This window comes from Rhizobium sp. AN5, from assembly GCF_900215255.1.
Lineage (GTDB): Bacteria > Pseudomonadota > Alphaproteobacteria > Rhizobiales > Rhizobiaceae > Agrobacterium > Agrobacterium tumefaciens.
In genome coordinates this window covers 1-14664 of record NZ_OCMJ01000002.1, presented here as the reverse complement: position 1 = coordinate 14664, position 14664 = coordinate 1, and the positions used below count along the sequence as shown (strand labels likewise).

Here is a 14664-nt window from a genome sequence, read left to right as displayed (position 1 = left end):
TACTGTGGCCTATCGGAATCGAAAAAGGGGTGTAGGGCCTGAGCGATGCCGGGCGATTGGTGCTGTCACATAGGCAGGATCGAGGCGATTGAGCGTAACTGGTTCGGTTTCAATGGATGCAGATAGCTTGCGCAACGCTCTTGAACGCAACTCTCCACATCCCCATTCATATTAGGCTGAGGCATATCTCTTTTATGGAGCACGATTGTATGACAGCGAGAACGTGGAACGCCCACGGCACATCGGACGACTTCGTGGATAGTGCTGAGCGGCTCCGCCGCCTGCGGCGGCTGTCGGGCATCGCTCGTATGATGGACACAGCGATCCGCATTCCTGGCACGGGAATCCGTTTTGGTGCAGATTCCATCATGGGTTTGCTGCCACTGATTGGTGATGGTGCGGGCGCGATTGTCGGCCTCTATATCGTCAATGAAGCGCGCCGCCTTGGTGTGCCGCAGGAAAAGCTTGCGCGAATGGTTGGCAACATCGCCATGGATGCTCTTGTGGGCAGTGTTCCTGTCTTCGGTGATCTGTTTGATATTTATTTCAAATCGCACCGCCGTAATGTCGATATGATCATCCAGCACTTTGGCATCCCTGGCGACGAGTTGCGGCGGAAGCGCAAATAAGCCTCGACGATGGCCCGAAAAATCCTGGCGGCGGTTCTGGAATCGCAGTCGAGGTGTACCGTTTCCTCGTCGGTGGTCGAGACCACGTCTTTCAGCCTGTGCACATTGTTGGCTGTCGCCTTAGGGCGGGTAGGCTCAACTAAGATCCTTCAGTGCTGGATAGAGGCCGCCCCGGCGGACGGAGTCGTCCCTGTTTCGCCGGGGTCAGCCGGCTTTCCTGCGCGCTCGCAATCCACGCGATGGCAGTCAAAACACCAATCCCAAATCTGGACGCTGCTGAGCGCGTCGACATGCCATCCCGTGACGCAGCTAGAACGCGGCTACGCAGATCGTCGTTGAAAGCTCGGGCCATGTTGCCCGCGACCAAATCACCAATCGGAGCGATGGAATCAGAATTCCGCCAGTAAGCGAGTCCTAAACGCGATTCCGCGTTCAACGGAAGTGATCTATAAATCCAATGGAAATCAGCGTGTAAACACTGCTGGGGACAGTTCGGCTCCTTTCAAGAGCTAACGATAAAGATACCCCTTGTCTCAGTTCAACAGACCTAACTTTTTTCTAAGTGCTTCCGACCAGACCGCGTAGCCTGCCGCATTCAGGTGAACCAGATCGGGTAAATAATAACGGAACATCGGCAGGCCATTTTCGCCAGTGAGGCCGGCGTTCGGATCAAGCCATGTCGTGTGTTCGCGGCCGTTGCACCAGTCGCGCGCCGTCTGGTTGAAAAGATCGAATTCATGTCGGTATATCCAGCGCGCCGGACTGGGCTTGATCGCCAGAACAATGACGTCCGCCTGCGGTAGCGCTCGAGAGATGCGATCGCGCAAATCCCGCAGGTGCGCAAGCGTCGTCTGCGCCTTGAGGCCGTCGCTGGCAATATCGTTTTCGCCGAAATAAAGCACCACTCTACCTGGCTTCAAGGGAGCCAGGAGCCGGTCGAGGTAGTGGCTGGCAGAGAGGTAAGTGCCACCGCCAAATCCCAGATTGACGATATCCATCGAGCCGAGATCCTCGGTGATGGAGCTCCAGATTCGAAACGAGGATGAGCCATAAAAGGCGATCGGATTGTCTGGAAGGCCGATGCGCTGAATGCGGGCCAGAACGGCAATGATATCATTTTCGTGACGGCTGGTGCCGATATTGGCTGGGAAGTCGTACATGATTGGTCCTAAAGATTGTCTTGAAAGCCGGATGCCGCCATTTCGGCAACCGGCGATCGGCAAGGGTTATAAAAGCGCTTGCCGCAGGACAGTCAGAGCGCCTTTTGTGAGGGCGTCATCCGCACCCATGGATGTCTTGAGCCCGAACACATCGGCGGCAACCAGATAGAGATCGTTCAGCCCGTCATTGCCGACGATAGCTGCCTCGTCTCCTTCCGCATACCATCCGGCCTCGCGGGCTTGCCGAAACTCCTGCCCGATGACCAGTCCTCGCACATAGGATCGCAACTGATCCGGCGAAAGCCGGCCCGCAAGCCCGCCGGTTCGCGCCGAAAACAGCAGCGACAGCATGGCGGCGGATCGTTTTGCCTCTGTCAGACCCCAGCGATAGGCCTCCTGATCATCGACCGGCGGCTGCGTGGAACCGCGCGCGATGAAGGAGTGATTGATAAGCAGGTTGAAGATTTCACCGGTGACGAATGTCTGGAAGCCATCGATCCTTCCCGCCGTCACCCGCGCCCATTTGCTGTGTGTTCCAGGGATGATGAGGGTGGCGTCTTCGCCTAGGCCGTGGCCGACGATCTGGGTTTCTTCACCACGCATCACGTCCGGGAAGGGCTGGCGGGCGGGATCGGTCAGACCGGGCAGGAAGACGAGATCGGACCCGTTCGGCAGCGACCTGCGCACCGTGCCGGCGGCAAGTTCCGTCGGGCCTGCCGGGCATGGCACATAAGCGACCTCGACCCAGCCATTTCGGCTGGTGATCATGCCGAGTGCGGCGACGGGCAAGGCCCCATGGCGTGAAAACCAGGGTGCGAGTGCATCCATCAGCGCCGCCTCGTGCTCACCCTTGCCAAGGCTCGAAATACCGTCGGCGGTTTCAAGATGATCGAGTTCTTCGCCGCCTTCATCAACGAGCGCCGCCCTCAATGATGTCGTTCCCCAATCAACGATGATCGATGTCGCCGGTGCTGCCATGTCTTGAACCTCCTCGTTCATTTCATCTTGGGGCTTGTCATAGGTCGCAAGTCTATATAGTGTCAATTAGTGAATTCAAGGTATCAAAATATGATACTTAATCGGGAGGAGAAAGATGGTGGCTGGCCTTAAAGGGATTTTGCCTGTTCTGCCTACGCCGTTTCTGGCTGATGGCGGCATTGACGAAGCGGGTATGAAGCGACTGGTGGTCTTTGCGCTCGACAAGGGCGTCGATGGTGTCGTGTTTCCCGGTTTCGCCAGCGAGGTGGAGACTTTGAACGCCGCCGAGCGTGCGGCGTTGCTGAAAATTGTCGTCGATGTGGTGGCCGGGCGGGTGCCGGTCGTGGCCGGGGCAAGTGCGGCCGACTGGCGTGATGTGGTTGAGCACGGGCGGGCGGCATCGGCGCTTGGCATCCGCTACCTGATGGTGCAGGTGCCCAAGTCGGTCGGCACGGATGCGCCGGCGCTGATCGAATTCCTCGGCAGGATCGTCGAGGCGCTGCCCGAAGTTGAAATCATTCTGCAGAATGCACCTGCGCCGCGCGGCTCCGACCTTTCGCCGCAGGCGATCGTGGAGATCGTGCGGGCGTTGCCGCAGGTGACCTATGTCAAGGAAGAGACGCTTCCTGCCGGCCCGGCTATCAGCCACATCGTCGCCCATGCGCCTTCGACACTGAAGGGCGTCATCGGCGGGGGCGGCGCGCGTTACATTCTCGACGAATATGCCCGAGGTGCTACGGCGGCAATGCCGGCGCTGGAGATCGCCGAGGAACATGTTGCCATCGATCGGGCGCTTGTTGCCGGGCGGCAGGAGGAGGCTCGTCGGATTTATGTCCGCACCCTGCCTCTTTTGGTGCTGCAGGCGGTCTATCGCATGCGGCTGACCAAATATGTGCTGGCCCGCCGCGGCGTGATCGAAGGCGTCGGTGTGCGTGCGCCGACACCCGAGCTTGATGCGGCGGCCATTGCCGATATCGACGCCAATCTGGTCGAACTAGGCCTTGTTGCCGTGGAGGCCGCATGAACAGCCCCATCGCAAGCGTCGAAGTCTTCACCCTGACGCAGCCGCGCAAAGTGCCTTATCTCGGCGCCTTGCGTGAAGGTGAGGTGGTCAATCCCAACGGCTATATCGTACGCAAGGGAAATCGCACGGTCTACCCGACCTTCGACCGCAGCGTGCTGGTGCGCATGACGACCGAGGCCGGTGTTGTTGGTTGGGGTGAGACCTATGGTATCGTCGCCCCCGGTGCGGTCGCCGCTCTCATCAACGATCTTCTCGCCGGTTTCGTGATCGGCCGCGATGCTTCGAACCCTTCGGCGATCTATGACGACCTTTACGACATGATGCGGGTGCGCGGTTATACCGGTGGCTTCTACGTGGATGCGCTCGCCGCGCTCGATATTGCGCTATGGGATATTGCCGGACAGGAAGCCGGCAAGTCCGTTCGCGACCTGCTCGGCGGCGGCGTGGATACGTTTCCGGCCTATGTTTCAGGCCTGCCTGAAAAGACGCTCAAGGCCCGCGGGGAACTGGCGAAATACTGGCAGGACCGCGGTTTCAACGCCTTCAAGTTCGCAACGCCGGTGGCAGACGATGGCCCGGCGGCCGAAATGGCGAATCTCCGGAAGGTGCTTGGACCCGATGCGAAGATCGCCGCCGACATGCACTGGAACCAGACGCCGGAACGGGCGCTGGAACTGATTGCCGAAATGCAGCCCTTCGACCCGTGGTTCGCCGAGGCTCCGGTCTGGACGGAGGACATTGCCGGTCTCGAGAAGGTTTCGAAGAATACCGAAGTGCCGATTGCAGTTGGTGAGGAATGGCGCACCCATTGGGATATGCGCGCCCGCGTCGAGCGCTGCCGCATTGCGATCGTGCAGCCGGAAATGGGCCATAAGGGTATCACCAATTTCATCCGTATCGGTGCTCTTGCTTCCGAGCACGGCATCGATGTCATCCCGCACGCCACCGTTGGCGCCGGCATATTTCTTGCCGCCAGCCTCCAGGCGTCGTCGACATTGCCAACGCTCAAAGGTCACGAATTCCAGCATTCGATCTTCGAGCCGAACCGTCACCTGCTGGAAGGCGACATGGATTGCCGGGAGGGCAGGTATAACCTGCCGTCCGGACCCGGACTTGGGGTAAGGCCGTCGGAGGCGGCACTCGGTCTGATTGAACGTATCTGAACTGGTTTTTTGGAGGAGGAAGCCATGAACAAGACAATAAGCCGATTGGCGCTCGGCACCGCGACCGCCGTTTTGATGACAATGGGCAGCCTTGCCCCGGCCAGGGCCGATACCGTTCTGAAATTCATTTCCTGGCAGACGGACGATGCCGGCACAGGCGAATGGTGGCATTTGGCCATTGCCGCCTTCGAAAAACAGCATCCGGGCGTGAAAATCGAATTCACCAAGGCCGAGCGCAGCTCGTATGCCGACACGATGACGACGCTTTTTGCGGCCAACCAGCCGCCGCAGATCGTGCATCTGGCGTCGTTCGAATTTCAAATGTTTGCCGATAGCGGCTGGCTCGAGCCGCTCGACCCGTGGCTGAAGAAGGACGGCATCGACATGACCGGCTGGGCCGGCCAGCAGAAATGCGAATGGAATGGCGAAACCGTCTGCATCATGACCAACTATTTCGGTTTCGTGATGGCCTACAACAAGAAGCTTCTCGAAGAAGCGGGCGTCGCGGTTCCGAAGACCTATGACGAGTTTCTGGCCGCTGCGAAGGCGACGACCAAGGATCTGAACGGCGACGGCATTATCGACCAGTTCGGCACAGGCCATGAAACGAAAGGCGGTCCGGGTCAATATCTGACGGAGATGCTGAACTACATCCTCGACGCTGGCGCCTACTGGACCGACAAGGACGGCAATATCACCATCGATACGCCGCAGATGGTGGAGGGTCTTTCACGCTGGAAAACCGTGATGAAGAGCGGGGTCAGCCCGGTCGACATGAGCGCCAGCGACGTGCGCAAGCTGTTTGCCGATGGCAAGATGGCCATGCGGCTTGATGGGCCCTGGCTTTACGGTACGACCGAAAAGGGTTCGGCCAAGGCTGATATCGTTTATGCCGCACCGCCGCTTCATCCGCCTCTTGGCGGTTCGTCCAATGTACTCGCCATGCCGGCCGATATTCCCGACGACCAGAAGGCATTGGTCTGGGATTTCATCAAGCTGACGATGTCACCGGAATTCCAGCGCAGCTATGCCACCCTTGGCGGCAACACCCCGCCAAGCCCGACCGCCGACGTCTCGGGTGTCGAACAGACCATCCCGCATTTTCCGGTGCTGATCGAGACGATGAAGGCCGCGTCCGAGGCGGGGATCGACCGCATTCCGACCGGACTTGAGCTCTTCTACAACGAGTTCAGCAAGATGGTGATGGAAGAAAGCCAGCGGATGATCATTCAGGATCTCGATCCGGCGGCGGTGGCGAAAACCATGCAGGCAAAGGCCGAAGCCATCAAGGGTTGATCCCGTTGTCTTGCCATGGCCCGGAAAGGGCCATGGCCATCATCCGCATCCGGCAGGAGGACCATCCATGACCGAACCCGTTCGGGCTGGGCGTCGCAAGTTCTTCGATCTTGCGCGCCCCAGCCGGCAACATCTCCTCGGCTATTTTCTGATTGCGCCCGCAGTCCTGATGGTTGCCGCCATCATCGTCTGGCCGCTCGTTTTGGCCATCGACCTGTCGTTCCAGCAGGTCAAGATACCACGGCTTGGCGGTGCCAGCCGGCCGTTCTCGCTGAGCAATTATACATGGTTGTTCTCCTCGCCGGAATTCTGGCTGGCCTGCTGGGTGACGCTGAAGCTGGTTATCGTCGTAACCGCCGGCAGCGTCGCAGTCGGCCTCAGCACGGCGCTTCTGGCCAATAATCGCTTCAAGGGCCGCACCATCGCGCGGCTGGGAATGGCGCTGCCCTGGGCGGTGCCGGAAATCATCGCGGTCGTCATCTTTGCGTGGATGTTCGACACCTCCTTCGGCCTGTTCGGCTGGCTGGCGATCAAGCTCGGTTTCACCGACCAGATGATCCCCTGGGTCAGCAGTTCCACGGCCGCCTTCTGGGCCGTTGCCATCACCATGGTGTGGAAGGGCTTTCCTTTCGTGTCGATCATGTGTCTGGCCGGTCTGCAGTCCATTCCCACCGATTATTACGCCGCCGCCAAGGTGGATGGCGCCAGTGTCTGGCAGCGTTTCCGCTGGATCACCATGCCGTTGCTGATGCCGGTTCTCGGGGTCACGCTGGTGCTGACCCTGCTTTGGGTGTTCCGCGACTTTTCCATCATCAAGGTTCTGACCGGCGGCGGCCCGCTGCGTTCAACCCAGACGCTGTCGATCATGACCTATGACCAGGCCTTCCAGTATCACAACTTCGGTCGCGCCGCCGCCGTCGGCGTGCTGACGCTGGTGATCTGCATCGTTGCCAGCCTGCTTATGCTCGGCCGGCGCTCGAAATCAATCTACTGAGGAGGCTTTGATGAAACGTAGCTTTGCACAGAGCCTTGCCCTCTACGCGACGGTGATCTTTACGCTGGTGATGATCCTGTTCCCGGTCTACTGGCTGCTGGTTACCGCCCTTTCCACCACCGACGAACTCTACCGCCTGCCACCCACTTTCTGGCCGGACGATCCGCAATGGGACATTTTTGCCCGTGTCTGGGCGGCAAAGCCGATCCTTCTGTGGCTGTGGAATTCGATGCTTGCCGCAGTCGGCTCGGTTGCACTGTCGATGCTGGTTTCGGTCAGCGCCGGTTACGCCCTGTCTCGCTATTCGATGCGGGGCGGCGCTACCATGGGAATGTTCGTTCTAACAGCCAAGATGTTGCCCGCCACGCTACTCGTCATCCCACTGTTTTCGATCTTTTCGAGCTTCGGTCTGATCGGCAGCCTATGGACGCTTGTGCTTGCACATTCGACCATGATCATTCCCTTCGCAACCTGGATGCTGAAGGGTTATTTCGACACGATCCCCAAGGAACTGGAACAGGCTGCAATGGTCGACGGCTGCTCGCCGATCGGCGCCATGGTGCGTGTCGTACTTCCCATCGCAACACCGGGGCTTGCTGCCACCGCGCTTTACGCCTTTGTGCTCAGCTGGGCCGATTACGCCTATGCGCGCACCTTTCTGGTCAACTCGCCGGACAACTGGACCGCCAATCTCGGCATCACCACGATGCAGGGCGAATATGTCACCTATTGGAACGACATCTCCGCCGCATCGGTGTTCATCGCGCTGCCGATCATCGCAATCTATCTGTTCCTTGAACGTTATTTGGTCGGCGGTTTGACCGCTGGCGCGGAGAAATAAGCATGGCCAATATTTCCATTCGCAACGTCAGCAAGTCCTATGGCGCGCTCAACGTGCTAAGGCCCTTTTCGCTTGAGATCGAGAACGGCGAGTTCGTGGTGCTGGTCGGACCTTCCGGTTGCGGCAAGTCGACGATGTTGAAAATCCTTGCCGGTCTCGAACCGGCAAGCGAAGGGCAGATCTTCATCGGCGACAATGAAGTCACGGATCTGGCGCCCGGGGACCGCGATATAGCCATGGTGTTTCAGAATTATGCGCTCTATCCGCATCTGACGGTTCGCCAGAACATTGGCTTCGGGCTGAAGATGCGCGGCACGGACAGGCATGAGATTGACCGCCGGGTCGACGATGCGGCGCGCATTCTGGAAGTGACGCCCTATCTGGATCGCAAGCCCAAGGACCTGTCAGGCGGTCAGCGGCAGCGCGTGGCTCTGGGACGAGCGATCGTGCGCCAGCCGCAAGCCTTCCTCATGGACGAGCCGCTGTCCAACCTCGATGCCAAGCTGCGTGTCCATATGCGTGCCGAAATCGGCGCTTTGCACAAACGCATCGGGGTCACTACCGTTTATGTGACGCATGACCAGGTCGAAGCCATGACCATGGCGGACCGGGTCGTGATCATGCAGGGCGGCATCATCCAGCAGATTGCCGCACCAGACGAACTGTTCAACAACCCGGCCAATCTTTTCGTTGCCGGTTTCATCGGCTCGCCGGGCATGAACTTCCTCAATGCGCAACTGCGTGACGGCACTGTTACCCTGTTTGGGCAACATGTTTCCGTGCCGGGCGCGGCTGATCGCCAAGGCAGCGTGATCGTCGGTCTGCGGCCGGAACATCTCGTTCTCGGCGATGCGCTGGTCACCTTCGATGTTCACCCGACGCTGGTGGAAAGCCTCGGATCGGAAAAATACGTCTATTTCGACGCGGAAGGCGCAAGGGTGGCCGATGGCGAGGAGGGCAAGTCCAAGGGTCTGATCGCGCGCGTCTCGCACACCGGCAATCTTCCTGGCAACGAGGGACTCCGGCTCGGTTTCGATCCGGCCAAGCTTTATCTCTTCGATGCAAAGACCGGAGAACGGCTATGATCCTCGTCACCGGATCGGCGGGCCGTGTCGGTCGTGCCGCTGTCGCCGCCTTGCGCGCACAGGGCCGCAGCGTTCGCGGTTTTGATCTCAGGCCATCGGGAACTGGCGGCAAGGAAGTCGTTGGGTCGCTGGAGGATGCGCAGGCACTGTCCGAAGCTATGAAGGGCGTGAGCGCCGTCCTGCATCTGGGAGCCTTCATGTCCTGGGCTCCGGCGGATCGCGATCGTATGTTCGCTGTCAATGTCGAGGGTACGCGCCGGCTTCTGGATGCCGCTTCAGCATCTGGCCTGCGGCGTTTCGTGTTCGCTTCCTCAGGCGAGGTTTATCCGGAAAACCGACCGGAATTCCTGCCGGTCACCGAGGATCATCCGGTTTGCCCCAATTCGCCCTATGGCCTGACCAAGCTTTTGGGCGAAGAGCTGGTGCGCTTTCACCAGCGAAGCGGCACCATGGAAACGGTGATCCTGCGGTTTTCGCATACGCAGGATGCGGCGGAACTGCTGGACGAAGAGAGTTTCTTTTCCGGTCCCCGGTTTTTCTTACGGCCGCGCATTCGCCAGCAGCAGAATTTCGGAAACGTTGCTATCGCCGAATTGCTCCAGTCCCGCGATATCGGCGAACCCGCGCACATTCTGGCGCGCAACGAAAACGGCCGGCCGTTCCGCATGCATATAACCGAGACACGAGATATGGTGTCGGGCATTCTGCTTGCCCTCGACCATCCCGACGCGGCGGGTGGCACCTTCAATCTCGGCGCGGATGAACCCGCCGACTTCGCCGAGATTCTGCCGAAGATTGAGGCGCTGACCGGCCTTCCCATCGTGACAGTCGATTTTCCCGGCGACGGCGTTTATTACCATACGTCCAACGAGCGGATCAGAAACACTTTGGGGTTTGAAGCAGAATGGACGATGGACCGGATGCTGGACGAAGCCGCGGCCGCAAGGCTGGAGCGACGCGCGAAGGAGCAGAGGCGATGAAGCCCGATACCCCGGGCGGCACGGCGGCGCTGGCCAAAGGGCTAACCCTGCTCGATATGGTTGCCGACGCGCAGGAACCGCTACGTTTTGCCGAGTTGTTGCGCGCCTCCGGCCTGCCGAAGCCGACCTTTGCACGCATCCTGCGCACCCTTATCGCCTATGGTCTCGTCCGTCAGGATGCGGCCCGTGGCACTTATGTTCTGGGCCAGCGTTTTCTGGAAATGTCCCATAGGGTCTGGGAGAGTTTCGATCTTGTCTCGGCGGCGACCCCGGAACTCGAGCGCCTGGCGGCCGAACTGGGGGAAACGGTTGCGCTGTGCCGGCTTGACGGCACGATGACGCAATATCTGGCCGAACGTTCGCCGAATGGCCTTTCTGTGCGCGTCGAGGTAGGGCGCCGCGTCCCCCTGCATTGCACAGCACCCGGCAAGGCACTGCTCGCCTTTCAGGACCCCGCCGTCGGCCGTGCCCTCTTGGACCGTCTGACGCTGGATGTGCAGACCCCGAAAACCATCACCACGCTCGATGCGCTCCAGGCCGACCTGACGTTGACCCGGGCACGTGGCTATTCGATTTCGTATGAGGAGCACTTGCCAGGTGTAAATTCGGCAGCCGCGCCTGTCATGGGTCGCGACAATACGCCGATCGGCGTGCTTGTTGCGCTTGGCCCATCATCGCGGCTCAGTTCCTCCAATATCCATCCAGCCGGGCGCGAATTGATTGCTGCCGCCCGCCGTATCACGGGTGCGGCTGGGGCTGTCGCCATTAGTTCCAGGCCCAGACCCCGGTCTGTCACCGGCCGTCCGAGTGCCGAGCTGAGTTGCGTCTTGCCATGGGGCGCACAGCTTGGCGAGAGTCCAGTGTGGCACGATGGCGAAAATACGCTCTACTGGGTCGATATTCTTCATCCCGCTGTCCACCGGTTTGATCCAGCAAGTGGCCGGAACGAAACCTGCGAGACCGGGAAGTTGGTCAGCGCGGTCATTCCGGTTCGCGGTGAGCGTCTGCTGGTGGCGTCTCAGGATGGGATCGAATGGCTGGATTTTGCATCAGGTCGCCTCACACCCTTCGTCAGCCCGGAGGCAGGCATCGTCGACAACCGCTTGAATGATGCCAAATGCGGGCCTGACGGCGCGATATGGGTGGGATCGATGAGGATTGACGCCTCCAAGCCCACGGGTGCGCTTTATCGTATCAGCACCGATGGCGCATTCGAACGCAAGGAAGGCGGCATCATTGTCTCCAACGGCCTCGGCTGGAGCGCGGATGGGAAAACCTTCTACTTTGTTGACACGGTACCTGGCCTCATCCACGCCTATGATTGCGATCCCGCGACCGGAACGCTGTCGGGATGCCGCGAATTCGCACGCATTCCCGTCGCTGACGGCCGGCCGGACGGTCTTGCGGTGGACGCGGAAGGAGGGGTCTGGTGTGCGATCTGGGATGGCTGGTCCGTGCGCCGTTATCTTCCAAACGGGAAGCTCGACCAGGTAATTGAGATGCCGGTGCCCCGTCCCACCAGCATCGCCTTTGGTGGCCCGGATCTGTCGACGCTGTTCATCACCAGCGCCCGCACCCGCCTGCCGGCCTCGACACTCGCCGACGCGCCTCTGTCAGGTGGACTGTTTTCCTGCCGCCCGGGAGTTTCCGGTGCGCACGTCTCATTGTTCGAAGGATAAAGGATGAACCTTGAAAACATCTTTGGCCTGAAGGGCCGCGTGGCGCTCGTTACCGGTTCAAGCCGTGGGATAGGAGCGGCGATTGCCGAAGGGCTGGCTGGGGCAGGTGCCCATGTCATCCTGCATGGCGTCAAGCCGGGCGCCACAGCGGCTGTACATGAGCGGATTGTTACGCACGGGGGAACGGCGGATCATCTGGCAGGCGATCTCTCCGAAGTCGGGGCTGGTCGGGATCTTATCGAGCGAGCAGAGGCCATCGCACCACTCGATATCCTTGTTATCAACGCCAGTGCCCAGATCAACGCCCCTCTATCGGCGCTGACGCCAGGTGATCTGGCGTTTCAACTGGCGGTCAATCTGGGCTCGACGGTCGACATGCTGCAGACGGCACTGCCGCGAATGTCGGCTCGGAAATGGGGCAGGATCGTCTCCATAGGATCAGTCAATCAGCTAAGGCCCAAAAGCGTCGTTACCGCCTATTCGGCGACGAAGGCCGCACAGCACAATTTAATTCAAAGTCAGGCTAGAGATTATGCCCGCGACAACGTGTTGCTCAATACTCTCGCTCCCGGCCTCATCGATACGGACCGCAACGCTCATCGCCGCGTCGACGACCCGGATGGCTGGAATGAATATGTAAGCTCATTGAACTGGATGGGGCGGGCCGGGCGACCGGAAGAGATGGTGGGGGCAGCTGTCTTTCTGGCGTCGGAGGCATGTAGTTTCATGACGGGCGAAACGATTTTTCTCACCGGAGGTTATTGAGCGGGTGGATATTGAAAAAATGCAAAATGTCCCGAACGCAGGTGTTGGCCCAGCAACTTTTGCGGTGATCGTCTGGAGAGGTCGTCATTCGAAAAACCAGCGCCGATAATGTGGCGATTGTGCGGGCCTGGCTTCGACGTTGTCATCACGGAGCTGCCGCATACTATCATCCACTCATGCGTCTGCTTGATTTGCCGAACTTCATCCTCACGCCGCATGTGGCGTGGGTAAGAAGCGCAGCGGTCCAGTCGCTGGTCTATCAGCTGATCGACAATGTCGAGGCGTTCTAGCGCGCCCTTCGTTTGACCGTTATAGCTTCTCATGTAATCGAGAAATGCGCGCATGGCGGCACGTGGGAGGCGGGTCGTAAAAACCATTGCGGTAGGAGAGTGTCCATTGGAGGAAGCTCCGCCAGCCGGCCGATTTCCTTTCAGGTGTCGCTGTACCTTCTAACGTTCAGCGGTCGAAGTTTCCCAGATATCGGGCAGGCGATGTGCCAAGCGCTTTCTTGAACATGGTTATGAATGCAGAGACGGATTGATATCCAAGATCCCCCGAAACCTGCTGCACCGTTGCACCCGCTGCAAGGCTTCGGATTGCGACAATCACCTGCAATTGTTGTCGCCAGCGGCCGAAGGTAAGGCCCGTTTCGCTTTGAACGAGACGGGCGAGCGAATTCTCACTCATCGCCACTCGTTTTGCCCATTGCGCCATCGTACTGCGATTGGATGGATCGTCTGCCAGCTCGGATGCAATGCGTGCAAGCCGGGGCTCGTCCGTCAGCGGGAGGTGAAGATGCTCGACCGGCATCCGCGACAATGCCGACAGAAGCAGCGTTTCCATGAGCTCTAAGTCAGCAGTCGCGGCAGCCGATTGGTCGGCCATCTCGATGATCAGTTCCCTGACGAGCGGAGACAGGGAAAGCGTGCAGCACCGGTTCGGCAGATCGGCAGCCCCCGGCTCGATGAACAGGAAAAACAAACGTGCGTTGGCGGTGGCCACATTGCTGTGAAGCATGCCCCCTGGAACCCAGACGCCACAATGAGGCGGAACCATCCACATGCCGCTTGGGACGCGACAAGTCACGCCTCCCAGCAGCGGCATGACAAGCTGGCCCTTACGGTGCTGGTGTTCGGGAGCCTCGCGTTCATTCTGAGACACGTCGATCCTCACAGCGCGAACGCGCGATGAAGAGCTTTCGACATCATGGTCGGCGAGGGCACCGGACAGGGATAGTGGTGGCTGGGGGTATTTAGTGATCATTAGAGGGAATATCTAAATTCGTCCGATCGGTTTGTCGATAGGGTCATCCCGCAAGAAGCTGGAGGGTGATCATGGCACTTCAAAAACACAACGACCGCTGGTGGTCGGATATCGTCCGGACCGAAATTCGTCTGACCTCGAAAGGACCTCGCAGGCTCTGCATCCTGCCCCCATCCCTGATGGGGACAAGGCCGGATCGTGCCGTTGTTCTGAAAAGGATTACAGGCATTCTTTTTTCGGAAGCCCGAGCGTTGCTTGCCCGCCAGCCTCCGGCCATGTCGACTGTTGTGCGCGCTGACCCTGCCGAAGCCTATCTGCACGCATGCCTCGCTGCACCATTCTTTTTCTACGTGTCGCCAGCGACCTACGGCCTCGCAGACAATGTTACCACCGATGAAAAAGGCATCGAGCGCAAGGCCACACTGCCGGGGGATGAGGTGTGAGTTCCCGGCCAGTTGTCACCAGCGGGAACGTTATCTTTTCGCTGAAAACAATTCTTGCGGCCATGGCGGCATAATCTTGCAGCCATCTGCTTCGATCTCAACCGGCCGTCCTGGGCGGTTGTAACCGTCTACATCGTCGCTCATCCCCTGTCCGGCGCGATCATCCTGTGGGTCTCCGGGTGTACCTTCGTCAGTCTCCTAGATCGCACACCGCGTAGTTATATTTGCCTGTTGGCGGGCTATACCGTGCTTCTTGCAGGACTGCCGCTCGTCAACGCTCCGGTAAACACCTTCGATATTGTCGTTTCCCGCACCGAGGAGATCGGCCTCGCAATCATCTGCGCGTCGATTGTCAGTCACGTTG

14 protein-coding genes and 2 pseudogenes are annotated in these 14664 nt (G+C 59.5%); 12 read left to right on the top strand and 4 right to left on the bottom strand.

Annotation, left to right across the window (positions count from 1 at the left end; translation table 11 throughout):
- Nucleotides 1-209: 209 nt before the first annotated feature.
- A complete protein-coding gene (locus CRP02_RS00860) occupies nt 210-629 on the top strand; it encodes a DUF4112 domain-containing protein (protein WP_065703203.1) in 420 nt (139 codons plus the stop codon).
- A gap of 148 nt (nt 630-777) precedes the next feature.
- Here CRP02_RS00860 and CRP02_RS27760 read toward each other — a convergent pair.
- From CRP02_RS27760 to CRP02_RS00850, 3 genes and pseudogenes are all read right to left on the bottom strand, one after another.
- Nucleotides 778-981 (bottom strand): annotated as a pseudogene (locus CRP02_RS27760) (IS630 family transposase); the annotation flags it as partial.
- Between the two features lie 181 nt (nt 982-1162).
- Nucleotides 1163-1789 carry a GDSL-type esterase/lipase family protein gene (locus tag CRP02_RS00855; RefSeq protein WP_097169918.1) on the bottom strand — a complete coding sequence of 209 codons (627 nt, stop codon included), beginning with the start codon at nt 1787-1789 and terminating at the stop codon, nt 1163-1165.
- Nucleotides 1790-1855: 66 nt separating this feature from the next.
- Nucleotides 1856-2767: a 2-dehydro-3-deoxygalactonokinase gene (locus CRP02_RS00850; RefSeq protein WP_097170251.1), complete on the bottom strand. Its 912-nt coding sequence runs from the start codon at nt 2765-2767 to the stop codon at nt 1856-1858.
- Between the two features lie 115 nt (nt 2768-2882).
- Between CRP02_RS00850 and CRP02_RS00845 the strand changes: the two genes are divergently transcribed.
- From CRP02_RS00845 to CRP02_RS00805, 9 genes are all read left to right on the top strand, one after another.
- Nucleotides 2883-3791 (top strand): dihydrodipicolinate synthase family protein, encoded by a 909-nt coding sequence (locus CRP02_RS00845; protein ID WP_097169917.1) that lies wholly within the window; start codon nt 2883-2885, stop codon nt 3789-3791.
- Nucleotides 3788-4954, top strand: coding sequence for a mandelate racemase/muconate lactonizing enzyme family protein (locus CRP02_RS00840; RefSeq protein WP_097169916.1), 1167 nt, complete (start codon nt 3788-3790; stop codon nt 4952-4954). Before CRP02_RS00845 ends, CRP02_RS00840 begins: the two co-directional genes overlap by 4 nt.
- 24 nt (nt 4955-4978) lie before the next feature.
- Entirely contained in the window at nt 4979-6250 is a 1272-nt protein-coding gene (locus CRP02_RS00835; RefSeq protein ID WP_097169915.1) for an ABC transporter substrate-binding protein, read from the top strand.
- A 67-nt stretch (nt 6251-6317) separates the two neighbouring features.
- Nucleotides 6318-7244: a carbohydrate ABC transporter permease gene (locus tag CRP02_RS00830; RefSeq protein ID WP_097169914.1), complete on the top strand. Its 927-nt coding sequence runs from the start codon at nt 6318-6320 to the stop codon at nt 7242-7244.
- A gap of 10 nt (nt 7245-7254) precedes the next feature.
- Entirely contained in the window at nt 7255-8085 is an 831-nt protein-coding gene (locus tag CRP02_RS00825) for a carbohydrate ABC transporter permease (protein WP_003492168.1), read from the top strand.
- Between the two features lie 2 nt (nt 8086-8087).
- Nucleotides 8088-9170: an ABC transporter ATP-binding protein gene (locus CRP02_RS00820; protein WP_097169913.1), complete on the top strand. Its 1083-nt coding sequence runs from the start codon at nt 8088-8090 to the stop codon at nt 9168-9170.
- Complete coding sequence (locus CRP02_RS00815; RefSeq protein WP_097169912.1) at nt 9167-10150, top strand: NAD-dependent epimerase/dehydratase family protein; 984 nt, start codon at nt 9167-9169, stop codon at nt 10148-10150. Before CRP02_RS00820 ends, CRP02_RS00815 begins: the two co-directional genes overlap by 4 nt.
- Complete coding sequence (locus tag CRP02_RS00810) at nt 10147-11829, top strand: SMP-30/gluconolactonase/LRE family protein (protein WP_097169911.1); 1683 nt, start codon at nt 10147-10149, stop codon at nt 11827-11829. The genes CRP02_RS00815 and CRP02_RS00810 overlap by 4 nt, the downstream gene beginning before the upstream one ends.
- A gap of 3 nt (nt 11830-11832) precedes the next feature.
- Nucleotides 11833-12594, top strand: a complete 762-nt coding sequence (locus tag CRP02_RS00805) for an SDR family NAD(P)-dependent oxidoreductase (protein WP_097169910.1) — start codon at nt 11833-11835, stop codon at nt 12592-12594.
- 456 nt (nt 12595-13050) lie between these two features.
- On the opposite strand, the gene CRP02_RS00795 is transcribed toward CRP02_RS00805, so the two are convergent.
- Nucleotides 13051-13857, bottom strand: coding sequence for an AraC family transcriptional regulator (locus tag CRP02_RS00795; RefSeq protein WP_051093860.1), 807 nt, complete (start codon nt 13855-13857; stop codon nt 13051-13053).
- A gap of 71 nt (nt 13858-13928) precedes the next feature.
- Here CRP02_RS00795 and CRP02_RS00790 point away from each other — a divergent pair, with 71 nt between their 5' ends.
- A complete protein-coding gene (locus CRP02_RS00790) occupies nt 13929-14300 on the top strand; it encodes a hypothetical protein (RefSeq protein ID WP_097169909.1) in 372 nt (123 codons plus the stop codon).
- Nucleotides 14297-14664, top strand: a pseudogene (locus CRP02_RS00785) (FUSC family protein); the annotation flags it as partial. The gene CRP02_RS00790 and the pseudogene CRP02_RS00785, both read left to right, overlap by 4 nt.

Bases quoted from the DNA above. Each gene is read 5' to 3' on its own strand.
- CRP02_RS00860 (WP_065703203.1), top strand. From the start codon at position 210: ATGACAGCGAGAACGTGGAACGCCCACGGCACATCGGACGACTTCGTG.
- CRP02_RS00855 (WP_097169918.1), bottom strand. From the start codon at position 1,789: ATGTACGACTTCCCAGCCAATATCGGCACCAGCCGTCACGAAAATGAT.
- CRP02_RS00850 (WP_097170251.1), bottom strand. From the start codon at position 2,767: ATGGCAGCACCGGCGACATCGATCATCGTTGATTGGGGAACGACATCA.
- CRP02_RS00845 (WP_097169917.1), top strand. From the start codon at position 2,883: ATGGTGGCTGGCCTTAAAGGGATTTTGCCTGTTCTGCCTACGCCGTTT.
- CRP02_RS00840 (WP_097169916.1), top strand. From the start codon at position 3,788: ATGAACAGCCCCATCGCAAGCGTCGAAGTCTTCACCCTGACGCAGCCG.
- CRP02_RS00835 (WP_097169915.1), top strand. From the start codon at position 4,979: ATGAACAAGACAATAAGCCGATTGGCGCTCGGCACCGCGACCGCCGTT.
- CRP02_RS00830 (WP_097169914.1), top strand. From the start codon at position 6,318: ATGACCGAACCCGTTCGGGCTGGGCGTCGCAAGTTCTTCGATCTTGCG.
- CRP02_RS00825 (WP_003492168.1), top strand. From the start codon at position 7,255: ATGAAACGTAGCTTTGCACAGAGCCTTGCCCTCTACGCGACGGTGATC.
- CRP02_RS00820 (WP_097169913.1), top strand. From the start codon at position 8,088: ATGGCCAATATTTCCATTCGCAACGTCAGCAAGTCCTATGGCGCGCTC.
- CRP02_RS00815 (WP_097169912.1), top strand. From the start codon at position 9,167: ATGATCCTCGTCACCGGATCGGCGGGCCGTGTCGGTCGTGCCGCTGTC.
- CRP02_RS00810 (WP_097169911.1), top strand. From the start codon at position 10,147: ATGAAGCCCGATACCCCGGGCGGCACGGCGGCGCTGGCCAAAGGGCTA.
- CRP02_RS00805 (WP_097169910.1), top strand. From the start codon at position 11,833: ATGAACCTTGAAAACATCTTTGGCCTGAAGGGCCGCGTGGCGCTCGTT.
- CRP02_RS00795 (WP_051093860.1), bottom strand. From the start codon at position 13,857: ATGATCACTAAATACCCCCAGCCACCACTATCCCTGTCCGGTGCCCTC.
- CRP02_RS00790 (WP_097169909.1), top strand. From the start codon at position 13,929: ATGGCACTTCAAAAACACAACGACCGCTGGTGGTCGGATATCGTCCGG.